The sequence below is a fragment of the Pseudomonas sp. MPB23 genome, assembly GCF_046605395.1.
GTDB lineage: Bacteria > Pseudomonadota > Gammaproteobacteria > Pseudomonadales > Pseudomonadaceae > Aquipseudomonas.
In genome coordinates, this window is the sequence record NZ_CP176771.1 from 2,163,116 (window position 1) to 2,186,509 (window position 23,394).

General features: G+C 59.3%; 20 protein-coding genes. 12 read left to right on the plus strand and 8 right to left on the minus strand.

Features of this window, described 5'->3' with window-relative positions:
- Window position 1 precedes the first annotated feature (1 nt).
- Complete coding sequence (locus tag ACLH0J_RS10080; protein WP_411391853.1) at window positions 2–355, minus strand: MGMT family protein; 354 nt, start codon at window positions 353–355, stop codon at window positions 2–4.
- A 155-nt stretch (window positions 356–510) separates the two neighbouring features.
- Here ACLH0J_RS10080 and ACLH0J_RS10085 point away from each other — a divergent pair, with 155 nt between their 5' ends.
- The 7 genes from ACLH0J_RS10085 to ACLH0J_RS10115 all read left to right on the plus strand — a co-directional run bounded on the left by ACLH0J_RS10085 (window position 511) and on the right by ACLH0J_RS10115 (window position 8,176).
- A complete protein-coding gene (locus ACLH0J_RS10085; protein ID WP_411391854.1) occupies window positions 511–1,518 on the plus strand; it encodes a DUF481 domain-containing protein in 1,008 nt (335 codons plus the stop codon).
- Between the two features lie 104 nt (window positions 1,519–1,622).
- Window positions 1,623–2,354, plus strand: coding sequence for a HugZ family protein (locus ACLH0J_RS10090; protein WP_411391855.1), 732 nt, complete (start codon window positions 1,623–1,625; stop codon window positions 2,352–2,354).
- A 66-nt stretch (window positions 2,355–2,420) separates the two neighbouring features.
- Window positions 2,421–2,897 carry an FxsA family protein gene (locus ACLH0J_RS10095; protein WP_411391856.1) on the plus strand — a complete coding sequence of 159 codons (477 nt, stop codon included), beginning with the start codon at window positions 2,421–2,423 and terminating at the stop codon, window positions 2,895–2,897.
- Between the two features lie 247 nt (window positions 2,898–3,144).
- Window positions 3,145–3,441: a co-chaperone GroES gene (gene groES, locus ACLH0J_RS10100; protein WP_003175874.1), complete on the plus strand. Its 297-nt coding sequence runs from the start codon at window positions 3,145–3,147 to the stop codon at window positions 3,439–3,441.
- A 51-nt stretch (window positions 3,442–3,492) separates the two neighbouring features.
- A complete protein-coding gene (gene groL / locus ACLH0J_RS10105) occupies window positions 3,493–5,139 on the plus strand; it encodes a chaperonin GroEL (RefSeq protein WP_411391857.1) in 1,647 nt (548 codons plus the stop codon).
- A 1,036-nt stretch (window positions 5,140–6,175) separates the two neighbouring features.
- Window positions 6,176–7,837, plus strand: a complete 1,662-nt coding sequence (gene ltrA, locus ACLH0J_RS10110; RefSeq protein WP_082810649.1) for a group II intron reverse transcriptase/maturase — start codon at window positions 6,176–6,178, stop codon at window positions 7,835–7,837.
- A gap of 114 nt (window positions 7,838–7,951) precedes the next feature.
- A complete protein-coding gene (locus ACLH0J_RS10115; protein ID WP_411391858.1) occupies window positions 7,952–8,176 on the plus strand; it encodes a DUF2188 domain-containing protein in 225 nt (74 codons plus the stop codon).
- A gap of 221 nt (window positions 8,177–8,397) precedes the next feature.
- Here the strand turns inward: ACLH0J_RS10115 and ACLH0J_RS10120 are convergent, their stop codons facing one another.
- Together ACLH0J_RS10120 and ACLH0J_RS10125 are read right to left on the minus strand one after the other, a co-directional pair.
- The gene (locus ACLH0J_RS10120) at window positions 8,398–9,108 is read right to left on the minus strand and encodes a phosphatase PAP2 family protein (RefSeq protein ID WP_411391859.1); all 711 of its coding nucleotides are present in this window, start codon (window positions 9,106–9,108) and stop codon (window positions 8,398–8,400) included.
- A 48-nt stretch (window positions 9,109–9,156) separates the two neighbouring features.
- Complete coding sequence (locus ACLH0J_RS10125) at window positions 9,157–11,106, minus strand: LTA synthase family protein (RefSeq protein WP_411391860.1); 1,950 nt, start codon at window positions 11,104–11,106, stop codon at window positions 9,157–9,159.
- Between the two features lie 201 nt (window positions 11,107–11,307).
- On the opposite strand from ACLH0J_RS10125, the gene colR reads away from it, so the two are divergent.
- From colR to ACLH0J_RS10150, 5 genes are all read left to right on the plus strand, one after another.
- A complete protein-coding gene (gene colR / locus ACLH0J_RS10130) occupies window positions 11,308–11,991 on the plus strand; it encodes a two-component system response regulator ColR (RefSeq protein ID WP_010565305.1) in 684 nt (227 codons plus the stop codon).
- The gene (locus tag ACLH0J_RS10135; RefSeq protein WP_411391861.1) at window positions 11,981–13,261 is read left to right on the plus strand and encodes a sensor histidine kinase; all 1,281 of its coding nucleotides are present in this window, start codon (window positions 11,981–11,983) and stop codon (window positions 13,259–13,261) included. Before colR ends, ACLH0J_RS10135 begins: the two co-directional genes overlap by 11 nt.
- A 188-nt stretch (window positions 13,262–13,449) precedes the next feature.
- Window positions 13,450–14,130, plus strand: a complete 681-nt coding sequence (locus tag ACLH0J_RS10140; protein WP_411391862.1) for a class I SAM-dependent methyltransferase — start codon at window positions 13,450–13,452, stop codon at window positions 14,128–14,130.
- Between the two features lie 4 nt (window positions 14,131–14,134).
- On the plus strand, window positions 14,135–14,854 hold the full coding sequence (locus ACLH0J_RS10145; protein ID WP_411391863.1) for a lipopolysaccharide kinase InaA family protein: 720 nt from the start codon (window positions 14,135–14,137) through the stop codon (window positions 14,852–14,854).
- Window positions 14,851–15,078 (plus strand): hypothetical protein, encoded by a 228-nt coding sequence (locus ACLH0J_RS10150; protein ID WP_411391864.1) that lies wholly within the window; start codon window positions 14,851–14,853, stop codon window positions 15,076–15,078. The genes ACLH0J_RS10145 and ACLH0J_RS10150 overlap by 4 nt, the downstream gene beginning before the upstream one ends.
- Window positions 15,079–15,245: 167 nt before the next feature.
- Here the strand turns inward: ACLH0J_RS10150 and ACLH0J_RS10155 are convergent, their stop codons facing one another.
- The 5 genes from ACLH0J_RS10155 to ACLH0J_RS10175 all read right to left on the minus strand — a co-directional run bounded on the left by ACLH0J_RS10155 (window position 15,246) and on the right by ACLH0J_RS10175 (window position 23,345).
- On the minus strand, window positions 15,246–18,305 hold the full coding sequence (locus tag ACLH0J_RS10155; protein ID WP_411391865.1) for a multidrug efflux RND transporter permease subunit: 3,060 nt from the start codon (window positions 18,303–18,305) through the stop codon (window positions 15,246–15,248).
- Window positions 18,302–19,459, minus strand: a complete 1,158-nt coding sequence (locus tag ACLH0J_RS10160; RefSeq protein ID WP_411391866.1) for an efflux RND transporter periplasmic adaptor subunit — start codon at window positions 19,457–19,459, stop codon at window positions 18,302–18,304. The genes ACLH0J_RS10155 and ACLH0J_RS10160 overlap by 4 nt, the downstream gene beginning before the upstream one ends.
- Window positions 19,460–19,721: 262 nt before the next feature.
- Window positions 19,722–20,819: a DUF1513 domain-containing protein gene (locus ACLH0J_RS10165; RefSeq protein WP_411392795.1), complete on the minus strand. Its 1,098-nt coding sequence runs from the start codon at window positions 20,817–20,819 to the stop codon at window positions 19,722–19,724.
- Between the two features lie 2 nt (window positions 20,820–20,821).
- Window positions 20,822–21,886, minus strand: a complete 1,065-nt coding sequence (locus ACLH0J_RS10170; protein WP_411391867.1) for an imelysin family protein — start codon at window positions 21,884–21,886, stop codon at window positions 20,822–20,824.
- 31 nt (window positions 21,887–21,917) lie between these two features.
- Window positions 21,918–23,345: a di-heme oxidoredictase family protein gene (locus ACLH0J_RS10175; protein ID WP_411391868.1), complete on the minus strand. Its 1,428-nt coding sequence runs from the start codon at window positions 23,343–23,345 to the stop codon at window positions 21,918–21,920.
- Between the last annotated feature and the right edge of the window lie 49 nt (window positions 23,346–23,394).

The following is a 23,394-nucleotide window of genomic DNA, read 5'->3' on the forward strand; positions in this document are numbered from 1 at the left end:
TCTAACCGCTGTGCTCTACCGGGCGCCAGCCATGGCGCTGAATATCCACGCGATTGTTGCGGACCGTGACGCCTTCTTCGCGCAAGCGCGCGCGTTGCTCGTCTCCCGAGGCGCTGCCGGCCGGCAGACTTATCCGACCGCCGGCACCCAGCACCCGGTGCCAGGGCAGCCGGGTGTCCTCGGGAAGCTGGCTGAGCGTGCGTCCCACCCAGCGCGCCGCGCGCCCGAGGCCCGCGAGGTGGGCCAGCTCGCCGTAACTCACCACGCAGCCTGCGGGCACTTGCGCCAGCGTCAGGTACAGCGCGGTGCGGCGCATTTCGGCGGGGCTCTGCGGGGTATCGGCGAGTGGGTCCATAGGTGTCCCTGTCCGTTCGGAATGTCGGTCTATTTGTAGGAAACGTCTGTAAACGCGCGAATGAGCATTGAACTCGTCCTGAATCCTTGAGTCAGTCGTAGCTATCTAACACGATAATCGCCCTTTTTCGCCAATCTTGAGCTCCCTATCTGCTTATGTTGTCCAGAACCCTGCTGTGCCTCGCTGTCTTCAGTGTTTCCACGCCCCTGCTGGCCGATACCGTCTGGTTGAAGAACGGTGATCGCCTGACCGGCAAGATCAAAGTCTTCGACGGTGGCAAGCTGCTGATCCAGACCGACTACGCGGGGGCGATCCCGGTGGATTGGAAACAGGTGAAAACCCTGGAAAGCGACCAGGAATTGCTGGTCAAGCAGGATGCCTACACCGGCGAGAAGGCCAAGTCGCTGACAGCGGCGGAGGATGGCAAGGTGGTGCTGGCCAATGGCGAGGCGCCCAAGACCGTCGAGCTGGCGAGCATCCAACAGATCCTCAAGCCCAAGCCTGTGATCGAAGACCTGGTGTGGAAGGGCAATGTCGACCTGGCGCTGGACTATAAGCGTGCCGAAAAAGACACCAATGACTACGACGTCGATTTCAAGACCGTTGCGCGGCATGGTCAATGGCGCCATACCGGGGAAGGCGAATACAACCGCGAATTCCAGGACGACGTGACCACCACCGACAACTGGGCCCTGGAATATGACCTGGACCGTTTTATCACCGAGCATTGGTTCTGGCAGGGGCGCCTGACCTACAAGCGCGACAAGGTTGAGGACCTGGCCCGCCAGCGCACCGTCGGTACCGGCCCGGGCTACCAGTTCTGGGATGATGAGCTGGGTGCGTTTTCCCTCGGTTCGCTGGTCAACCGCACCGACTATGAATATGCCGACGGCGGTAAGGACAATTTCTACTCGGTGGCCATGAAGTGGGACTACAACCGCTACCTGGTGGGCAAGACCGTCGAGTTCTTCACCAGCGGTGAATTGGGGCGGCCCATCGACGGACCGGTCGATTACTCCCTGGATGCGCAAATGGGCCTGCGCTACAAGGTCACCGAATGGGCGTCCCTCAATCTCAAGGCCGAGCGTGACATTGTCAGCGGCGACTCGGAAAGCAGCCTGAGCAAGACCCGCTACACCGCAGGGTTCGGTGTCGCCTGGTAATCAGGCGGCAAAACCCGCTTGGCAACCTTCGCCGATATTGATTACCTTGCGTTGAGATCCATTCCCATAGCCTATGGGCCGTCGAATACCCGAGGAGTTATACGTTGAGCGCACAGGTTGCCAAGAACGCCCGAGAGCTGTTGCTCAAGGAATACCGTGGGGCTCTCTCCACATTGTCCAAGGCTATGCCCGGTTTTCCGTTCGGTTCGGTCGCGCCTTACTGTCTGGATGAGCAGGGCCGCCCGCTGATCCTGATCAGCCGCATTGCCCAACACACCCATAACCTGCAAAAAGATCCCAAGTGCTCGCTGCTGGTGGGCGAGCGCGAAGCGGATGATGTGCAGGCGGTGGGACGCCTGACCTACCTGGCCGAAGCCGAGAAACTGGAGGCGAGCGCCGCCATCGAGGCGGCGGCCGAGCGTTACTACCGCTACTTTCCCGAATCGGCCAATTACCATAAGGCCCACGACTTCGACTTCTGGGTGCTCAAGCCGGTACGCCACCGTTATATAGGCGGTTTCGGCGCGATTCATTGGATCGACCAGTTAACCTTGGCCAACCCGTTCGCGGGCGCGACCGAGCGCAGCATGATCGAGCACATGAACAGCGATCATGCCAAGGCTATCGCCCATTACGTGGCCTTGACCGGCCTGCCCACCCACGAACCCGCGCAACTGGCCGGTATCGACAGTGAAGGCATGCACCTGCGCATCGGTCAGTCTGTACACTGGTTGCCCTTCGCAGCGTCTTGCAACACGCCGACACAAGTACGCGAGGCCCTGGTTTCACTGGCTCACGCCGAAGCCTGGCCGAAAAAAGCCAGTGCCGATGCTTGAATTCACGAAACGGCGACGTCATCTAAGGTGCACTGGCAAGGCATTCTTGCGTTGAGGAACCATTTGATGCGCCCTTTTTTATTGCTCTTTCTGCTGTTCCCGGTGCTGGAGCTGTTCGTATTCGTTCAAGTCAGCAGTGCGATCGGGTTTTTCCCGGCCCTGTTGCTGATCATTCTCGGCTCGATGCTCGGCGTCCTGGTGCTGCGTATCGCCGGCCTGGCCACGGCGCTGCGTGCCCGTGAGAGCCTGAATCGCGGCGAATTGCCGGCCCAGACCATGCTTGAAGGCCTGATGATGGCTTTGGCGGGCGGGCTGTTGATCCTGCCGGGCTTCATCAGTGACGTGATTGGCCTGATCATGTTGTTGCCGTTCACCCGCAAGCTGCTGGCCGGCAAGATGCGCCAGCGTGCCGAAGAAGCGGCGATTCGCCAGCGTGCCTTCGCCGATGACCTGCAACCCCGTGGCGGCCCGGCACCGCGCCAGCCGCTGGGGCGTGAAGGCGATGTGATCGAAGGTGAGTTCGAACACCGCGACAGCAAATAACCGCTTCACCGGCACGGCACCCTCGGGTGCCGTGTTGCATTTACCCGGCCTCAGGCGCAAAAAATTTCATCTGCGGCCCCTTGTAATAAGCATATACGCCCTTATGTAACGGTCACCGCAAGGTTTCTGGTGGTGACATCAGACAGACTTCCGCGACTTGCCCAGCGAGCCGCGACCGGCACCGCCGGAATTTAACCCGCCGGAATTGATACCGGCCGATGAAAATCACAATTAGGAGAGATCGACAATGAGCAAGCTTCGTCCTCTGCACGACCGCGTCGTCATCCGTCGCAGCGAAGAAGAAAAGAAAACCGCTGGCGGGATCGTTCTGCCAGGTTCGGCTGCTGAAAAAGCCAACCACGGTGTGATCGTCGCTGCTGGCCCAGGCAAGACCCTGGAAAACGGTGATGTGCGCGCGCTGGCCGTGAAAGTGGGTGACAAGGTTGTTTTCGGCCCTTACTCCGGCAGCAACACTGTGAAAGTCGACGGCGAAGACCTGCTGGTAATGGCTGAGAACGAAATTCTCGCTGTACTGGAAGACTGATCTTCCCCGCTCATTTTCCCGTTACTACAAAGTATTTAAGGAATATCGATCATGGCTGCTAAAGAAGTTAAATTCGGCGATTCCGCCCGCAAGAAAATGCTCACCGGTGTCAACGTCCTGGCCGACGCAGTAAAAGCGACCCTGGGTCCGAAAGGCCGTAACGTGATCATCGAAAAGAGCTTCGGCGCTCCGACCATCACCAAGGACGGCGTTTCCGTAGCCAAGGAAATCGAACTGGAAGACCGTTTCGAGAACATGGGCGCGCAGCTGGTCAAAGACGTTGCCTCCCGTGCCAACGATGACGCTGGCGACGGCACCACCACTGCTACCGTTCTGGCTCAGTCGATCGTCAACGAAGGCCTGAAAGCCGTCGCTGCCGGCATGAACCCGATGGACCTGAAACGCGGCATCGACAAGGCGACCATCGCCATTGTCAAAGAGCTGAAAAACCTGTCCAAGCCATGCGCTGACACCAAGGCAATCGCTCAGGTAGGCACCATCTCCGCCAACTCCGACAGCTCCATCGGCGACATCATTGCCGAAGCCATGGAAAAAGTCGGTAAAGAAGGCGTGATCACCGTTGAAGAAGGCACTGGCCTGGAAAACGAACTGTCGGTTGTAGAAGGCATGCAGTTCGACCGTGGCTACCTGTCCCCGTACTTCGTCAACAAGCCAGAAACCATGGTTGCCGAGCTGGAAAGCCCGCTGATCCTGCTGGTCGACAAGAAAATCTCCAACATCCGCGAAATGCTGCCAGTGCTGGAAGCCGTTGCCAAAGCCGGCCGCCCACTGCTGATCGTTTCCGAAGACGTTGAAGGCGAAGCCCTGGCGACCCTGGTCGTGAACAACATGCGTGGCATCGTCAAAGTCGCAGCCGTCAAGGCTCCAGGCTTCGGCGACCGTCGCAAAGCCATGCTGCAGGACATCGCCGTTCTGACCGGCGGTACCGTTATCTCCGAAGAGATCGGCCTGAGCCTGGAAAGCGCCACCCTGGAAAACCTGGGCAGCGCCAAGCGTGTGACCATCTCCAAGGAAAACACCATCATCGTTGACGGTGCGGGCGTAGACCAGGACATCCAGTCGCGCATCACGCAGATCCGTGCCCAGGTTGCTGAAACTTCCTCCGACTACGACCGTGAAAAACTGCAAGAGCGTCTGGCCAAGCTGTCCGGCGGCGTTGCAGTGATCAAGGTTGGCGCTGGCTCCGAAGTTGAAATGAAAGAGAAGAAAGCCCGCGTTGAAGACGCCCTGCACGCAACCCGTGCAGCCGTTGAAGAAGGCGTGGTACCTGGCGGTGGTGTTGCACTGATCCGCGCCCTGGAAGCCATCCTGGACCTGAAAGGTGACAACGCCGATCAGGACGTGGGTATCGCTGTACTGCGTCGCGCTGTTGAAGCGCCGCTGCGTCAGATCGCTGCCAACAGCGGCGACGAGCCAAGCGTTGTGGTTAACGCTGTCAAGAACGGCAAAGGTAACTTCGGTTACAACGCGGCAACCAGCGAATACGGCGACATGATCGAAATGGGCATCCTGGACCCTACCAAGGTGACTCGTTCGGCACTGCAAGCAGCATCCTCCATCGGCGGTCTGATCCTGACCACCGAAGCGGCTGTTGCTGAAGCACCGAAGAAAGACGGCTCGGCTGGCGGCGGTATGCCAGACATGGGCGGCATGGGTGGCATGGGCGGCATGATGTAGTGCGACGAGAGTCGCTATAGGTAGAAGCACCTAGCGGGCTACATCCTAGGTGGTCACCGGTTGAACCGGTGGCCACTTTCCCGCAGAAACAGCTTAAAAAACCCGAAATCCGGGCGGTAAAGCCCGGATTTCCGGCACCCACAAGGTGCTTAGAATTCGGCGCAATGTCGCCTATATATCGTGATTTTCTCTCAGGAAATCATCAGAACGATATGCGTACTGATCTTGCAGATTTTGAAACACTGCGAGGGAGGTATGGGAAATCGTGTCCAAAGAGCTGGCCTGCTCCTATCTATAGGGCGCAAGCCATAGCTGTCATTGTCTCACCTGGAAACCGCAAGGTAGAAAGGCACGAGACCTTTTGTTCAGCCAAAAGTAGCCTAGGGATAGTGCGTCGCTGGTAACGGCGGGGTGCGAAGCTTCCTGACAATGTAGTCCCACGATGTTTGTGGTGTGTGATCGCCGCGAGGCGCCATGCAGACCCTGCGAGCAACACGCGGGCGAGACGCTAGGCTGGTTGGTATGGCCAACGTAAGTGAACTGCTGATAAACACCGTCAACCGCATGGAGCCAAAGTTGCTGATAGGCTTTGACCAAAATGGTGCATGACTGGTTGTCCCTTTTACATCTGGGGGCACGCTGACATTGAGTCATCGGTGAATAGGCAGGGCCTAACCCATCCTTGTGACGGTTATGGAACTCGGTAAGCCCGTATTTTTGCCATTGGCCTGTATGGTAAGGCAGGTCGACCGTGAGGAAGACTGTTGAAAGTGCGGGTAGAGGATGTCGGAAAAAGCGAATGCCACCCTGTAATGGGGTTGGATAGGGGCTGTTGCCCCAACCGGAAACGGTGCTGACTTCCGACTGGTCTTTGATCGCGAAAAGGCTTGTAAAGCCATCAAGAACAGACGTTGGTCGGTCTGACCGGCTGCGTCTAATTCATAGAAATCCCTTGCGGGGCAGTGCACTCACTCCCCCACAGGGGCGACGTGCGTCTGCTGCCCACTGGGGAAATCTTCTCTGGAGGAACAGCAAGATGAGTGCGTCTGAAATAGAAGTACCTGCGTCCTCCCATCTGGCCACCAGTTGGCATTCGATAGACTGGGAAACAGGTCATCGACAGGTGCGAGGGCTACAGGTACGGATCGCGAAGGCAGCCAAGAATCGGCAATGGCGGCAGGTGAAAACCTTGCAGCGGATGCTGGTTCGCTCGTTTGCAGCCAAGACATTGGCAGTCAAACGGGTCACTGAAAACCGGGGTCGCAGGACTCCCGGCGTCGATGGGGAAACCTGGAGTACGCCTGAAAGCAAATGGAAGGCAGTTTTTCGGTTAGAGCGCAGGGGCTACAAGCCCCGACCACTGCGGCGGGTTTACATTCCCAAGGCAAATGGCCAGCGCAGACCGCTGGGGATTCCGACGATGTTGGATCGAGCAATGCAGGCGTTATGCCTGCTTGCCCTCGAACCGGTGTCCGAGACCACAGCCGACCGAAACTCCTATGGCTTTCGTCCTCATCGCTCCACGGCAGATGCAATCGAGCAATTGTTCGTCAATCTCGGTCGCAAGCACTCTGCGCAGTGGGTCATGGAGGGGGATATCAAGGGGTGCTTCGACAATATCAGTCACGACTGGCTGATCACCAATGTCCCGATGGACAAGGTGGTTCTAAGGAAATGGCTGAAAGCGGGATATATGGAATCCGGTCAATTGAACCCAATCGGGGCGGGAACTCCGCAAGGAGGCATCATCTCGCCAGTATTGGCCAACCTGGCCCTTGATGGACTGGAAAAGGAGCTCGAATCTCGGTTCGGGCAGCGTAATACCAAAGCCAGCTACAAGACCAAGGTCAACTATGTGCGGTACGCAGACGATTTCGTCATCACCGGCATCTCGAAAGAGCTGCTGGAAAACGAGGTGAAGCCACTCGTCGAAGCCTTCATGGCCGAGCGGGGGTTGAGCCTTGCGGTGGAGAAAACGCTGTTCACGCACGTAGCGGATGGGTTCGATTTCCTCGGTCAGAATATTCGCAAGTACGGTGACAAGCTGCTGATAAAGCCAGCCCACAAGAACGTGAAAGCATTTCTGGCCAAGGTTAAGGCGTTGGTTGAAGCAAACAAAGCGGCACCGGCCAGTCTGTTGATCAAGCAACTCAATCCAGTCATTCGGGGTTGGGCCAATTATCATCGGCCGATTGTCGCCAAGCAGACCTTCAACTACGTGGATTACAGGATCTGGAAATTGCTATGGCGATGGTGCAGACGGCGACATCTGAATCGCTGCAAACGTTGGATCAAGGAAAAATACTTCAAGCGCGTGGGAACACGCAGTTGGGTATTCACCGGGCTACACCCCAGCGGCAAACTGCTCCACCTGTTGTACGCCAGCGATACGCCGATCAAGCGGCACACCAAAATCAAGGCGGAGGCTAACCCGTACGCCCCAGAGGACGAGATGTACTTCGAGCAACGGCTGGAATATGCGTGGCGGAGTTCGGATGAAGGGAAGCGGAAGACGCTGACGTTGTGGCTTGGCCAGAGCAAGCGCTGCCCGATGTGCAAGCAGTTAATTACGTTCGAAAGCGGGTGGAACATCCACCATGTTATCGAGCGGCACATGGGCGGAGGCGACGAGCTGGACAATCTGGTGTTGTTGCATCCCAACTGTCATCGGCAGCTACATGCACAATCCATTCGGTGATGCTTTATCAGATCACTATATGATGTGCTTCAGTTGGTTGGTTTTTGGTACATGTTGTGTTTGTTGGTTTCGCCTGCTAGTCTCCAAGGACATTCTCAAATGTCGAGGTGTCCTATGTCAGGTAAGAACCAGCACGTTGTGAAGAGGGATGAGGGTTGGGCAGTACGTGGGGAGGGGAATTCGAAAGATACCTCGCATCACAGAACCCAGCAGGAAGCCGCTGAAGCAGCACGCAGCATTGCTCAGAACCAAAAGAGTGAAGTTCTGATCCATGGTCAGGATGGAAGGTTCCGCGCCCGGGACTCCTACGGCAACGATCCATATCCACCCAAGGGTTAGGAGTGAGCTCACTGCTGGCTCTCCCATTTGGAAGGGCTTACAAAGGCTTGAGCTGTATGCGGGGAAACTCGCACGTACAGTTCTTAGGGGAGGGGCGGCCAGTAATGGTCGCTTCTTACCCGACAGCCAGCCTTACCCGGCGACTGAAAAACCCCGCCTGCAGCGATGCAGGCGGGGTTTTTTATGCTCAGTGGAAAGTGGCAGCTGAGCTGCCTGGGTATTTACCGCGCTTGCGCGATGGCTGGCCGGTAGAGCAGCAGGCAATACAGCCCCAGGCAGATCAGCCAACAGAAGATCGCGGTCCACACGTTATGGGAAAAGAAATGCGCCCCTTGCAGCATGCGGCTGATTGAAAAGACGCTGCCCAAGGCGACGGCAAAGATGAACGCCTTGCGCGCCATCCGCGGTCGGCGATCACGCAGGGCAAAGAACCAGGCGAACAAGGCGAACCCGGTGGCCGCATGCCCGCCGGGCCAGCAGCGGCCGGGTTTATCGGTGGGTGGGCGCGGGCTGAGCAGTTCGCTGTAGGTTTCGCTCCCGCCGAATTCCGTCAGGCTCCATGGGCACTGCACGGCGGTGATGGTTTTCAGCGGTGAGACGAATGCCGTGGCCAGTCCCAGGGACAAGACCAGGCAGCCGAACTCCCGGCGGTAGGGCTTGAGCCGTTGCAGGATAAAGGTGGCGACAAATCCCAGGATGGCCAGCACCGAAAACAGGATGACGAGCTGTTTGGCGCGGTCGTGCAGGATGTCTTCGAGGAAGAAACTGTAGCGCCCGATGAAGCCGCCATCTGCGGCGCTGTAGAACCGTTTGGCAAGGTCCATGTCCAGCGAGGTCAGTTCCAGCAACAGCATCAGGAGCGCCGCGCCGCCGGGGATACCCAGACACAGCCAGAAGTTAAGCGGTTTGGAAGCCGGTTGGGTGGTATTCATGGTGAGCCCCGGAAAAAGTCCCGCACTCGCGTGTGCGGGACGTTTGGGTTAGCGTTTGCTCAGGACTGGGGCCTCGTCCCTGGGCGCCCTCCAGCCCAGCAATTGTTGTTTGAAGTCATAGCTGGCGGCCTGGTAGTAGGTGATTGCCCGTTGGATCAAGGGGTCATCGCTGCCCACCCGCAGCTCCTGGCTTTCGCCCAGGGCCTGGTCGTGGCGACGCAGGCCCAGGCGTGGGCTGAGAATTGCCAGGTCCTTGCCGTCGAATAGCCCCAGGTGTTGATAGTTGCCGACCACGACACGCGGTGGCAGCGGGTTGTCCTGCAGCAGGTTGCGGCCAAAGAAGGTCGACTCATAACTCTGGTTGAGCAGGCCCAGCAAGGTGGGCGCCAAGTCGATCTGGCTGGCCAGTTGCGCGTTTTCCCGTGCATCGATCAGCTTGGGCGCATAAATGAACAGCGGAATCTGATAGTTGGTGATAGGCAGGTCTTCCCGGCCTGCGCTGCCGGCCGTGTGGTCGGCGACGAACACAAAGATCGTGTTGTCGAACCAGGGTCTCTGCCGTGCGGCTTCCAGGAACTGGCCGATGGCGTGATCGGTGTACTTCACTGCGCCGTCACGGCCGTTGCCGGATTTGATGTCGATGCGTCCGTCCGGGTAGGTGTACGGGCGATGATTGGAGGTGGTCATCAGTTGCAGCAGAAACGGTTGCTGCTTGGCGTAGTCGGCGTCGGCCAGCCTCAGGGTTTGTTTGTAGAGGTCTTCATCCGCCATGCCCCAGGCGTTTTTGAACGAGATATCCGCCTCGGGCACGCTGCTCTGGTCGACGACGCGATAACCGTTGCCGCTGAAAAACGCGTTCATATTGTCGAAGTAACCGCGCCCGCCATAGACGAACACGCTGTCGTAGCCGATGGCACTGAGTTGCTGGCCCAGGCTGGCAAAGCCACTTTCCCGGCCGATGCGCTTGACGATAGAGCGCCCCGGCGTCGGTGGAATCGCCAGCGTGATCGCTTCCAGGCCGCGGTCGGTGCGGGTGCCGGTGGCGTAGAAGTTATTGAAATACAGGCTCTGTTTGCGCAGCGCATCCAGGTAAGGCGTGAGGTTGCGCTCATCGCCATTGCTGCCCATGTATTTGGCGCTGAAGCTTTCGATGGTCACCAGCACGATATTGGGTTTGCGCGGAGTGCCCGGATTGGTGATGTCGCGGCGGATATCCAGCGGGTCCTGGCCGATAAAGCGGGCGTTGGGTTCGCTGAGTTCGACGCGCAACTGCTTGGCGACCACGTCGGTGGGCAGGCTTTTATAGAACTGTGTGTAGTCCAGCTCGTTATTACGGAACGCTGCGAAAAACTGATACGGGCCGTTGCTGGCCAGTTCGTTCTTGTAGGCGTTTCCTCCTTGGGCACGCGGGCTGTCCTGGCTGATCAGTTGCAGGCTCAGGCCTGCGACGACCAACAGCGCCAATGCGTTGAGCAGGCGACCACGCAGCGCTGGCAGCGGGGCGTTCATCGCAGCATTGAGCGGTTTGCGCAGGGCCAGGCTCAACACAATGGCGAGCATCGCCAACAGGCTCAGCAGTTTGCCGATCGGGTAGGACTCCAGCAGGTTGTTCAACACCTCATCGGAGTACACCAGGTAATCGACGGCGATAAAGTTGAAGCGCACGCCGAATTCATCCCAGAACAACCACTCGGCGACTGAGGTGAACAGCATGGCGAACAGACTGACGTTGAGCACCGCCTGCAGGAACCAGCGATGGCCGCGGCGGTGCCACAACGCGGGAGGGCACAGCAGCAGATACAGTCCCAACGGCAGCGCCGCGTAGGCCAGGAAACCCAGGTCGTAGAGCAAGCCCACGCCAAACACCGGCAGCAAATTGCCGCCGACTTCGTCCAGGTGGGTGAGGAGGAGGACGCTGCGAGTCATCAGGAAAATAACCAGCCAGGCACCGGTAACCAACAGCAAATAGCGCATAGGCGCCGTTTTGAGAAACCCCATCTCTAACTTCCTTATATCAATGGGCGGCGATGTTCGCCCTGACGCTGTAGTCAGTTTGTGAAGCTATAGTGAAAATCTCGTTCAACTCGGTGCAAGGTTGAAAACCTTTATCGACATTTTGTTCAATGCTATGCCTGAGCCACACTTGGCCTTAAGCTGCGCGGGCCATCATGGCCGTTCGTGCCTACGGAGAAACTGCCCATGCGAATTTTATTGGTTGAAGACAACCGCGATATTCTGGCCAACCTGGCCGATTACCTGGGGCTAAAAGGCTATACCGTGGACTGTGCGCAGGACGGTTTGTCGGGTCTTCACCTCGCCGCCACCGAGCATTACGACTTGATCGTGCTCGACATCATGCTGCCCGGCATTGATGGCTACACCTTGTGCAAACGCCTGCGCGAAGACGCACGCCGCGACACGCCGGTGATCATGCTCACCGCCCGCGACCAACTGGATGACCGGCTGCAGGGCTTCAAGTCCGGCGCCGACGATTACCTGCTCAAACCCTTCGCCCTGTCGGAATTGGCCGCGCGCATCGAAGCCGTGCTGCGTCGTGCCCAGGGCGGCGGTCGCCGTGCCCTGCAAGTGGGCGACCTGCATTACGACCTCGACACCCTGGAAGTCACCCGCGAAGGGCGCCTGCTCAAGCTCAACCCCGTGGGCCTGAAACTGCTGGCGGTGTTGATGCAGAAGAGCCCCCATGTATTGCGCCGGGAGATTCTCGAAGAGGCCCTGTGGGGCGACGACTGTCCGGACAGCGACAGCCTGCGCAGCCACGTCCACCAGTTGCGCCAAGTGATCGATAAACCGTTTGCCAAGCCGTTGCTGCAAACAGTGCACGGCGTCGGTTATCGCCTGGCCGAGGGCCGTGATGGAGTTTAAGCAAAGCCTCGCTCAACGGATCATCATCGCCTTTGCACTGATGAGTGCATTGGTGGCAGGCGCCTTCGCCATGGGCATCGTCGCGACCGTGCACCTGGTGGAAGAGAAGTTGATCTCGGCTGGCCTGGGCGGTGATTTGCAGCGGCTGTTGCTGATGGACAGTGTGGAGGATTGGCGGCATAGGCCTGAACCGGACCAGCTGTTTTACTTCAGCGGTGGCCCCGGCGATTTCGAGTTACCCAAGGACCTGCGGCATCTGGAACCGGGCTTTCATGAGGTGTTCCGCGAGGCGCTGTCGTACCACGCCATGGTCGAAGTGGTCGACGGTCGGCGCTATGTGCTGTTGCAGGATCAAAGCGATTTTGAAGAGCGCGAGCGCGTGCTGTTTGCCGTGGTGCTGGTGGGCTTCGTGCTCAGCCTGGCGCTGGCGGTGTTCCTCGGCTGGGTGCTGGCCCGCAAAGTGATGGCACCGGTGGTGCGTCTGGCCCGCCAGGTGCGGCACCGCGACCAGTTGCTGGGCCTGGCGCCGCCCCTGGCGCCGGACTACGCGGCCGACGAAGTCGGTGAACTGGCCGTGGCCTTCGACGCCACGCTGGGACGGCTGCGCCAGGCACTGTCCCGTGAGCAACTGTTTACCAGCGATGTCAGCCACGAGTTGCGCACGCCCTTGATGGTGCTGGCCAGCTCCTGCGAGCTCTTGCTGGAAAACCCGGCCATCGACCAGCGCGGACGTAACCAGGTCGAGCGGATCGCCCGTGCCTGCGAAGAAATGCGTGAACTGGTCCAGACCTTCCTGATGCTCGCCCGTGCCCAACACGATAACGGCAGCATGTCGCCCAAGATCACACTGGAACAGGCGGCCGACGACCTGCTCGGCATCTGGCGTGAGCCCATCGAGCAGAAAGGCCTGGTGTTGATCTACCAACCGGGCAACCCGCTGGGTACCCGCTACAACGCCACGTTCCTGCATGCGGTGATGGGCAACCTGCTGCGCAATGCCCTGCATTACACCGAGCACGGCTTCATTCGCCTGACCCTCGAACCCAGCGGGTTCCTGGTGGAAGACTCCGGCGTGGGCATTCCCGAAGATAAGCGTGAGGCCATGTTCGAGCCGTTTGTCCGCGGCAGCGAGAAGCGCGGCGAAGGGCTCGGTTTGGGGCTGTCGCTGGTGCAGCGCATCTGCGAGAGCCAGGGCTGGAGCGTCAGCCTCAGTCCAATGGAGCCCCATGGGTGTCGCTTTCATGTCGATTTGAGTCAGATCAAATCCTGATGCCGCCGCCGGCCGTTATCCTGCCGGCGATCGCCGCCATTCGGTGAGGATGGCCCGATGCCAGCTCTTGTGTCTGTAATCTCTTGAAATGTATGGACTTGGACAGGACAAGTTTTTCACAACGAGTTGACTTGTTGGTCACAGATCGTCGCTTAAGGTCGTAGGCATTAGTCACTGGAGGTCCGTTGATGCCTACCCCGATCAAGCTCGAATTTTCCGAAAAGTACGACGATGAGCACGCTCGCGAATATTTGCTCAAGCATCAGGACAATTTGGCTCGCCGGTTGTCCCACAAACGTGACGAGCAATTGGCCCGTGGTGCGCTGGCGATGGCCGGTGAGCCTGGCTTGGTGCTGGATCTGCCGTGCGGTGCCGGGCGGTTCTGGCCGTTGCTGGCGGAGAAACCCAACCGCGTGATCATCGGCGCCGACAATTCGGCCTCGATGTTGAAGGTGGCCACGCTTGCCCAGCCTGCGGATGTGGTGAAACGGGTACGGCCCTTGCAGACATCTGCATTCGATATCGACTTACCGGATAACTCGGTGGACTGCATTTTTTGTATGCGCCTGCTGCACCACATTGGTGATCCGGCGCACAGGCTGGCGATATTGCGGGAGTTTCAGCGTGTTAGCCGTGACAGTGTGATTATTTCGCTTTGGGTTGATGGCAATTTCAAAGCGTGGAAACGCAAGCGCATGGAAAGCCGGCGCAGCAAGAAAGGTGAGCAGGAAGGTTACCAAAACAGGTTTGTGTTACCGGCTGCTACCGTTGAAGCAGAGTTTGAGCAAGCCGGCTTTCGTGTTCAGGACTCCCTGGACTTCATACCGCTCTACGCCATGTGGCGAGTGTATGTATTGCGCAAGAGGTAACAGGATGGCAGTTGAGTGCGTAGCAGGCAGTCACGTAGCTCCCGAAGAACGTTTCGATTATTTCTGGCGCCAGCAGGGTGAGTGGGTCGAAGAACCCAATCGTCGGCGCGGCGGTGAAAGTGGTGTGCAGCGCGTCATGAGCGTCAATGGTCGTCTGCTCTACAGCAAGCGCCAGACGGGGCATATCTACCGCAGTTTGCTGCACCCGTTTGGACGCCCCACGGTGTTGCGCGAGCGTGATGCGCTCAAGGGCCTGCGCCAATTGGGTGTACGCGTCCCGGAAATGGTCTTTTGCGAGGCGCAGCGCGATCCGAAGCACCGCTGGAAGGCACTGCTGGTCACCGCAGCCCTCGATGGCTTCGACGAAATCGAAAACTGGTACGCCGCCGGTGGCCGTGAGCAATACGGCGAGTTGGTACATGAGCGTTTGCTCAAAGAGTTGGCCGACACCCTGGCGCGTATGCACAAGGGCCGTTGGCAGCACGGTTGCCTGTACATCAAGCATGTTTTCGTGCGCGTGACGGGCGAGGGCGATTCGGCCCACGTGGAAGTGGCGTTGCTGGATTTTGAGAAATGCCGCCGGCGCTTGACCGCTTATCGGGCGGCTTCCCACGACATGCTGCAACTGCGCCGCCATTCGTCGTGGAGCAGCGCTGACTGGGAAAAACTTGGCTACTTTTACGAGACGGCGTTTGGCAGCGCTATCAAGGGTTTAACCAAATGAAGCTAGAAATAGCACGAGGTGTGTTCCTGGTCGGGGCGATGGGCGTCGCAGCCCTGGCACTGGCCGTGTGGGAACAACCTCGCATGCAAGTGCTGAGTGCGGTGCAGGGCGATGGGCAATGCCTGTTGCCACGCGTCGCCAAGGCGAGTGCTCAGGCCAAGCCTGATCACGATTTGCTGTTGTTTATGTTTGGAATGTCTCAAGGGATGAGGCCGCAGAGTTGAAACGATTCAAACCCCCGAGAAAGGGCCTTGCGATGCGAGGCCCTTTTTTTTGCGCCCAGCATGGGCGCAATCTTGTGGTCAAGGATCAGGCAATTGCGGATCGCGCCGTTATACGACTGATCCGGGCTTATCTGGGCACGGTCTATGAAGACCGTACCCTATGCCGATTACGCTGAAGGCGGGGTGACCGTTGTTTGATCCGTGTTATCGGCTTTGGTCAGCGCCGTGTACACAGAGGGCAGGACGAATAAGGTGAACAACGTGCCGATCGACATGCCGGTGGCGATGACCATGCCAATGTCAAAGCGGCTGACGGCTCCCGCCCCGCTTGAAAAAATCAGTGGGGCCACACCCAGCACGGTGGCCAGGGTTGTCATTAGAATCGGTCGCAGGCGAATGGCCGCAGCCTCCTCGACAGCCGCGCGGGGAGACAGACCGTCTTCTTTGCGCAGATGGTTGGCGAACTCGACGATCAGGATGCCGTGCTTGCTGATCAAGCCAATTAACGTGACCAGACCGATTTGCGTGTAGATGTTCAAGGTCGACCAGCCGAGGAACAGTGCGATCAACGCGCCACATATCGACAGCGGCACCGTCACCAGTATCACCATGGAGTCACGCAGGCTCTCAAACTGTGCTGCCAACACCAGGCCGATGATTGCCAGCGCCAGGCCGAACGTGCCCCAGAGTGCGTTTCCTTCTTGGACGAATTGGCGCGTGGCATTGCTGTAATCGAAGGTATAACCGGGGGGCGCCTCCTGCGTGGCGATGGTTTGCAGGGTCTCGAGCGCGTCGCTCATACCGACAATCGGAAAGCCTGAGACCGTTACTGCATTAAGCTGCTGGAATTGATTCAACTGCCTCGGCCGCACCTGTTGGCTGGACACCTTGATCAATGTCGACAAGGGCAATAATTGCCCCTTGGCGTTTTTTACAGAGTAGTGGTTCAGCCAGTCGGGATTGTCTCGGTAGATGCGCTCGACCTGGGCAATCACTTTGTAGAGATGACCATCAATACTGAATCGATTTATTTCGGTTTCAGCCAGCAGGGTTGCGAGGGTCTGGCCCAGGTCTTCCATGGATACGCCCATCTGCGCAGCCTTGCTCCGGTCGATGTCGATCACCACTTCGGGGCGATCGAACGCCAGGTCTATGTCCACGTAGGCAAACTTTCCCGAGTCGATCACACGTTGTTTGATGCGCTCAGCCACGGTCATCATGGCCTGATGATCCTGCTGGGAATTGATGACAAAGCCGAAGGGCAGTCCCTCGCCAGTGCCCGGCAAGGAGGGCAGGTTGAACGCAAAGACTTGCAGGCCGGGGATGCTCTCCAGTTTTTTACGCAAGGGCGCCAGCACCTGCATCTGCGTGCGGTCGCGCTCCTCCCAGGGTTTTAGCAGAAAACCGCCAACCCCTGAATGTACTCCGTTAAGGCCATTGATCTGGAAAGAACTCTGGTGTTCGGGCAGCGACTGGAACGGCTCGATAAAGTCCTGGGTGTAGGTGTTCAGGTAGGCCAGGTTGGTTGCTTGTGGCGCATTGGAGAGGATGAAGATCAAGCCCTTGTCCTCATCGGGTGCCAACTCCGAGAGGGTGAACTTGAGCATGGCCGGAATCAGGCAGAGAACAAGTATCGCGAATACCAATACCACCGGCTGCGCGTCCATGATTTGACGAAGACGGCGCTGATAGCTTTTTTTCAAGGCGTTGAAGAATCGATCCAGAAACAGGGTAAGGCCCTTTGGCTGTTCCTCAGGGCGCAACAACATCGCACACATCATCGGTGACAAGGTCAGTGCCACGATACCGGAGATCACCACTGCACCGGCCAGGGTCAGGGCAAACTCCTTGAACAGAGCGCCGGTCAAACCTTGCAGGAAACCGATAGGTGTATACACCGCGGCCAGTGTAATAGTCATGGATACCACGGGTACGCAGACCTCCCGCGCGCCCCTGATTGCCGCCTCAAGAGGCGATTTGCCCCGTTCGATATGCCGGTGAATATTTTCCATCACCACGATGGCGTCATCGACGACCAGGCCGATAGCCAGAACCATGGCCAGCAGGGTCAGGACGTTGATGGAGTAACCCATCATCTGCATGAAGAACAGCGTGCCGATCAGTGACAGTGGAATAGTGATGACGGGAATCACCACCGAACGCAAAGAGCCCAGAAACAGAAAAACCACTAACACCACAATCACCACGGCCTCCACCAGGCTGGACAATACCTGGTCGATAGAGGCGTTGATGTAAAGCGTCGAATCGTAGGCGACATCCACCTGCAGGTCGGGTGGGGCCTGCGATTGTAGTTGAGGCATCATTTCGCGTACGCGCTCGCCCAATTCCAACGGGTTGGCATCGGGCGCCTGCTTGATGCTGATATAGGTCGCCGGCACACCATTGAAGGTGCTGAAACTGTCGTAGCGCTGCGAGCCCAGTTCCACCCGCGCCACGTCACCCAGGCGTACCTGGCTGTCGCCCTCGGTTTTCAAGGTGATCGCCCTGAACCCCTCGACCGATTGGAGTTCGGTGTTGGTCTGGATACTGGTGACAACGTATTCACCGGTTACGTCCCCGGCGGTGGGTTGCACGTTGTAGCGCCTGATGGCCTGCGTCACCTCGCCGGCACTCAAGCCGAAACCCGTGAGTTTGATGGGATCGAGCCACAGGCGCATGGCGAAACTCTGGTTGCCGATGATCTGGGCCTCGGCCATCCCCGGCAAGGTCGCCAGCCGTGGCTGGACCACACGCTGCAGGTAGTCGGTGATCTGCGCGTTGTTCATGCTCTCGCTGGAAAAACTCAGGTACATCAGCGCGGTGTTATCCGCCGCTACCTTACCCAGGACCGGCTCTTCAATGTCGCGGGGTAACTGGTTCCTGACTTCATTGGTCTTGGCCAGCAGTTCGCTGAACAAGCGGTCGCTGTCGGCACCGACTCGACCGTAGATGGAGATAACCGAGACATTTTGGCGACTGGACGACTTCATGTAGTCGATGCCTTGCGCGCTGGCCAGGCTTTTTTGCAACGGTTGGGTGATGTAGCTCTGGATGGTTTCTGCGCTGGAGCCAGGGGAAACCGTGGTCACTGTAATCAGCGCATTTTCCATATGGGGGAACTGGCGCAGCGGCAGTTTTGCGTAGGCCTGCCACCCGAGCAATACGATGAACAAACTGACCACAAGGGCCAGTACCGGGCGGCGTATGAACAGGTCAGTAAACGTCATTCCTCGCCCTCCCTACGGATTGCCAAGGGCTGGGCATCTGGCTGATACCGGTCGATGCTGATATGTACCGGTGTGCCGTGCTCCAGTTTTATCTGCCCCGCCGTGACGATCTGTTCGCCCTTGTTCAGGCCCTTGGTCACCACGATGAGGCCATCGCGGCGCTCGCTGGTTTCGATCAAGCGTTGCTCGGCGATAAATACCGGTATGTCCTGGCTGTGCGGAGTCTGCGACTCGCTCTGGGCGCTTTGTGTCACCACGTAGACGTACTGACCATAAGGACTGAACGTGATCGCGCTTTCCGGGACCACCGTTTGCAACGTCGGGTTCTCCAGCAGCACCCGCAAGTCGGCGAACATGCCCGGCAGCAGGCTGTTGCGCGGGTTGGCGAGCGTGGCGCGCACCAGTACGTTTCGGGTGCTGTCATCGACGATCGGGTTGATTGCGCTCACGCTGGCGAGGCTGAAAATGCCCGGACGTGCCGAGACTTCTACCCGCACCGATTGCCCGATCTTGATCAACTGTACAGCCTGCTCAGGGATGTAAAAATCCACGTAAAGGCTGCTGGTGTCCTGCAGGCTGGCGATCACCGTTGCGCTTTGCAGGTAGTCGCCAATATTGACTTGGCGGATGCCGATGGTGCCGTGAAAAGGGGCGACGATGCGTTTTTTCTTCAGTGCGGCCAGACGTTGTGCAACCAGCGCATTGTGCCGGTTGAATTCCGCGCTGAGACGATCAAATTCTTCCTGGGAGATGGCATCGATAGTCACCAGTTCCTGGCCGCGATTGAAGTTTTGTCGAGCCAGGCTCTGGTCGGCCAGAGCCATCTCCAGTTCTGCCTGCTCGGTCTGGTGTTCAAGTTGCAGCAGCGTCTGCCCGGCCTCGACCACTTGCCCTGACTCGAAGTGCAATTGCGTGACCACGCCGGGCACTTCGATACTCAAGTTGATGCCCTGCAATGCTTTGAGTGTGCCAGTTGCCGGCAACTGGCGCTGCCAGGGCTTTTCGAATGCGCGGGCCACTGCCACGCTGACGGGCGGCTTTGGCGCATGCAAAACCTGCAACTGTTGATAAATCCAAAGCGCCTTGTAGCTGGCGAGTATCACTACGACTAATAGGACGATGCTAAGCATGATAATCATCCGGCGGCCCGGCATAGTTGCTTCCTTGTAGTGAGTAGGGTGTGCGGTATTGAGTGAGAGGCGCATAGGCAGGCGCACCCCTCTGCATGCTGAGCGCCGCAGTTTTCACGAGAAGGAAGGGGGGAGTAAGTCGTAAATGCGCGAGTGTTCGTGGGAACGCAGATGCCTCGATGAGAGATCGTTCTGCACACCCTGTGGGAAAAGTTCTTTGCATTACTAGGAGGGGCGCGCTCCCAGGCATCAGCGCAGGAGCGACGGGGCAACGCGGGGCTTGGCGTCAGATCATGTGCAGGTGGTTATCCCAGAGCCCTGTCGGCAATTCCAACGGTTTTGCCACTAGCTGTTTCTGGCGGCAATCGTAGAAGCGGCAACGGCCCTGGCCCGATGTCACGACAAACCCATCCGCCACCGCACCCACACCGGCGCAGTCCGGCAATGGCCCGTCCAAACGCAACTCGCCGCTGTCCATGTCCCAGATAAAAAAGCGATTGCCACGCGGTGCGGTCAGCGCCACCAGGCGCAATTCGCTGTGTACCGCGACGCTGGCGGTGTAATGCCCCATCGCCTGCAACTGCTCATCCGCCACCGGGAAGGCCACGAAGGGCTGCCCCGGACGCTTGATCGCCAACAGCTCGGAACGCTCCTGGGACGGCCCCATGAACTGCTGGCCGGTGAGGATGGTGCCGTCGTGGGCGATGCCCATGTGCCGCACGCTGTTCATCGGCTGGCCCAGGGTTTCCTTGCTGATCAGGCTGGCGTCGCGGTGCATCAGCACCAGGCTCGGTTCCATGGCGTCGAGGTTCATCTCCACGCGGCTTTCGGCTTCGGTGCGGATGCCACCGTTGGCCACCACCAGGGTTTCACCGTCGGGCATCCACGACACTTGGTGCGGGCCGATGCCGTGGGTGGACATCTCGCCGCTGTGGACCAGGCGCTCGCCTTCAAACTTATACACACCGAGGAGGCCACGACCGGGGTCGGACGTGTCGTTCTCGGTGGCGTACAGCCAGTCGCCGCTCTTATGAATCACCGCATGCCCATAAAAGTGGCGGTTGGGCAGCGAGGTGATGGTCTGCAGCAGCGCGCCATCACGCAGGTCGATCAGGTAACTTTCAGTGCCCGGTCGACGGGCGACAAACAGCGCGATCGGCAGCACAGGGTGGTTGATGATGTCGTGGCAGCGCTGGCCGACCTGGGTGGCGAACACCCGCTGGCCGTCCAGGCGATAACCGACGGCGTAGTGTTTGCCGTCTGCGTCGTCCCGTGCCGACAGCAGCAGCGGGCCTTTGTCTTTCTGCTTGAACAACGTCCAGCCGCCCAGCGTGAGTGCGCCGAGCAGCGCGCTGCCAATGGCCAAAGCCTGTCGCCTGAGCATCATCAGTCACCGTCGTTGGCATTAAAGCCCAGTTGGATGCCCAGCGCCTTGGCCAGCTCGCCTTCGTGCAGGCGGTGGACAACGTTGAGACTGTCATAGAGATCGTTGAGTTGCTGGCGCCCGGCATCATCGTTCAACAGTTCGTTGAGGGTGCGCTGGTTGCTGGCGAACAGCTTGAGGGATGCGGCATAGGCGGCGTCGATCTTGTCGGCCAACGGTTTCTGCTCGGCAGGCAACAGGCCACGCAGGCCCTTGTTGTCGACACCGACCCAGACGGTCTGGGCGGCGGCAAGGCTGGCCTCCAGGCTTTGCAGGGACGACTGGCTGCGCCACGCATCGGCCTGGAACGGCTGCGCAATACCCTTGGTCTGGCGGCCCATCGGCGTGCCGAGTTTTTTCTTCAGGGTGTCCAGTGCGGTGACCTGCACGCGCAGCAGATCGGCGATGGCCTCGTGGGAATCGGCGTAGCGCTGGTTCGGAAACTTGGTCATCTGCGCGAGCATGCCGTCGGTGCTGTTCCAACTGGCCAGGATCTCTTCGGCCAGGGCTTTCTGGCGTTCGCCGATGGCCACCAGCAGTGGGCAGTAGCGGGCTTTCTGCGCATCGTTGGCGAGGTCGGTCTTGGCATCGTAGAGGATGTATTCGTAGGCCGACAGGCCCTGGACCACCACACTCGACTTGGCCAGGGCGGCGCCGTCGATCTGCGGCTGGGCGTCGACCAGTTGCTCGACCTGGCGGCCCACCAGGTTTTTCTTGTCGGGCCAGAACTGGACCTGCCACGAACGGTTGCCTTCGGCCAACGGGCCGATCAGCAGCGGTTGCAACTCGGCCCAGGCTTTTTGCGCGTGGAGGAAGTCGGCACGGGCGGTGTCCAGGCTTTCCTTGCCCTGGCAGTAGGCCAGGGCGCTGACGGCCAATTGACGATCGGCTTCCACCCAGCGGCTGTAGGTCGGCAGGATCACTTGCTTGGCGATGGCGGCCGAGGTCACCGCTTGCGGGTCTTGCGGCGAGCAGGCGCCGAGGGCGAGGGCGGCCAGGCTGGTGAACAACAACTTGGGACGGAACATGTCGAGCTCCCTTCTGTAAGTGGGGCGAAGCTTATAAAGAATTCAGGAACGCCAGCAGTGCGGCACGCTGCTCGGCGTTGAAGGACAACACATGCTGCTGCGCCGCCTGTGCTTCGCCGCCATGCCACAGCACGGCTTCGAGCAGGTTGCGGGCGCGGCCGTCATGCAGGAACTGGGTATGACCACTGACGGTTTGCGTCAGGCCGATGCCCCACAACGGCGCGGTGCGCCAGTCGCGGCCACTGGCCTTGAATTCGGTGCGGTGGTCGGCCAGGCCGTCGCCCATGTCATGCAACAGCAGGTCGCTGTAGGGGCGGATCAACTGGTTGGCCAGTTCAGGTTCGGCGGCATTGGCCGCCGTGGTGAACGACGGCGTGTGACAACCCTGGCAACCGGCCTGGTAGAACAGGTTTTTCCCGGCCAGCACTTGCGGCGTGTCGACCTCGCGACGCGCAGGCACCGCCAGGTTGCGGGTATAGAACAGCACCAGGCGCAGGATGTTGTCGCTGACTTCCGGTTCGCCATCGGGGCCATTGCCGTTGGGCGCCTGTTTGCAGGCGACCTGGGCGTCGGTGCAGTCATCGAACGGTCTCAGGGATGTGGTGAGGCCCATATCGCCCGAAAACGCGTGGACATTCTGTTGATTGAGGTTGGGTTGCCCGGCTTTCCAGCCGAAACGCCCGAGCACGGTGTTCTGGCGGGCGTCATCCCAGACCCAATTCGCGCGGCCGACGATGGCGTCCTTGTCGGCTGTCTTCGGGTCGGTGTTGCGCAGGATATCCGCATCGGCAATCGCTTCGAGCAGGCCCAGGCCGATCATCGGCGGGGCGATGCGTGCGGAGAAGCGTGTGTCCGGATGCATCGGGCCGTAGCCGAGCTGGGTGATCTGCAGGTGGGGCTTGCGCAACTCGACGACGGTGCCGTCCTTGAACGTGACGTTGACCGGCGTGTAGTCGACCCGCACCTTGCCCTCCGGCGTCACGCCGGGTACGGCCATGTCTTGCAATTGCCCGCCATAGACCGGTTCGGGCACCACGCCGAGTTGCTCGATGAGCCTGGCATACGGCGGCGCATCCGGGATCGACAGGCGCACCAGCATCGACACCGCGTTCTGCGCGTCGGGCAGCGGCGGATGACCACGGCCGTCCTTGATATGGCAGTTCTGGCAGGCATTGGTGTTGAACAGCGGGCCCAGGCCGTCGCGGGCAGTGGTGGTGGACGGCGCGATCACCCAGGGGCTGCGGAAGAAGCTGTTGCCGACACTGAAATCCAGGCGGCGGGTTGGCGACAGGTTGGCCGAGGGCAGGGAAAACGCGTTCTGATCGTGCTTGTTCACGGTGGTTGCGCCACCTGCCCGGGCTTCACCCGGCTCTGCCTGGGTAAACCGTGGTGCGTCATCGCAGGCGGTCAGGCTCAGGGCCAACCAGGCTGCGCACAGGCGAGGAAGCGAACGGAACATCGGGTTTCCTGAGCGAAGGCGAAAATTAAGGTGGCAAAGTCTAACAGGG

Bases quoted from the DNA above. Each gene is read 5' to 3' on its own strand.
- ACLH0J_RS10135 (WP_411391861.1), top strand. From the start codon at position 11,981: ATGGAGTTTAAGCAAAGCCTCGCTCAACGGATCATCATCGCCTTTGCA.
- ACLH0J_RS10095 (WP_411391856.1), top strand. From the start codon at position 2,421: ATGCGCCCTTTTTTATTGCTCTTTCTGCTGTTCCCGGTGCTGGAGCTG.
- groES (WP_003175874.1), top strand. From the start codon at position 3,145: ATGAGCAAGCTTCGTCCTCTGCACGACCGCGTCGTCATCCGTCGCAGC.
- ltrA (WP_082810649.1), top strand. From the start codon at position 6,176: ATGAGTGCGTCTGAAATAGAAGTACCTGCGTCCTCCCATCTGGCCACC.
- ACLH0J_RS10115 (WP_411391858.1), top strand. From the start codon at position 7,952: ATGTCAGGTAAGAACCAGCACGTTGTGAAGAGGGATGAGGGTTGGGCA.
- ACLH0J_RS10175 (WP_411391868.1), bottom strand. From the start codon at position 23,345: ATGTTCCGTTCGCTTCCTCGCCTGTGCGCAGCCTGGTTGGCCCTGAGC.
- ACLH0J_RS10170 (WP_411391867.1), bottom strand. From the start codon at position 21,886: ATGTTCCGTCCCAAGTTGTTGTTCACCAGCCTGGCCGCCCTCGCCCTC.
- colR (WP_010565305.1), top strand. From the start codon at position 11,308: ATGCGAATTTTATTGGTTGAAGACAACCGCGATATTCTGGCCAACCTG.
- ACLH0J_RS10120 (WP_411391859.1), bottom strand. From the start codon at position 9,108: ATGAATACCACCCAACCGGCTTCCAAACCGCTTAACTTCTGGCTGTGT.
- ACLH0J_RS10150 (WP_411391864.1), top strand. From the start codon at position 14,851: ATGAAGCTAGAAATAGCACGAGGTGTGTTCCTGGTCGGGGCGATGGGC.
- ACLH0J_RS10125 (WP_411391860.1), bottom strand. From the start codon at position 11,106: ATGGGGTTTCTCAAAACGGCGCCTATGCGCTATTTGCTGTTGGTTACC.
- ACLH0J_RS10155 (WP_411391865.1), bottom strand. From the start codon at position 18,305: ATGACGTTTACTGACCTGTTCATACGCCGCCCGGTACTGGCCCTTGTG.
- ACLH0J_RS10140 (WP_411391862.1), top strand. From the start codon at position 13,450: ATGCCTACCCCGATCAAGCTCGAATTTTCCGAAAAGTACGACGATGAG.
- ACLH0J_RS10085 (WP_411391854.1), top strand. From the start codon at position 511: ATGTTGTCCAGAACCCTGCTGTGCCTCGCTGTCTTCAGTGTTTCCACG.
- ACLH0J_RS10145 (WP_411391863.1), top strand. From the start codon at position 14,135: ATGGCAGTTGAGTGCGTAGCAGGCAGTCACGTAGCTCCCGAAGAACGT.
- ACLH0J_RS10080 (WP_411391853.1), bottom strand. From the start codon at position 355: ATGGACCCACTCGCCGATACCCCGCAGAGCCCCGCCGAAATGCGCCGC.
- ACLH0J_RS10165 (WP_411392795.1), bottom strand. From the start codon at position 20,819: ATGCTCAGGCGACAGGCTTTGGCCATTGGCAGCGCGCTGCTCGGCGCA.
- ACLH0J_RS10160 (WP_411391866.1), bottom strand. From the start codon at position 19,459: ATGCCGGGCCGCCGGATGATTATCATGCTTAGCATCGTCCTATTAGTC.
- groL (WP_411391857.1), top strand. From the start codon at position 3,493: ATGGCTGCTAAAGAAGTTAAATTCGGCGATTCCGCCCGCAAGAAAATG.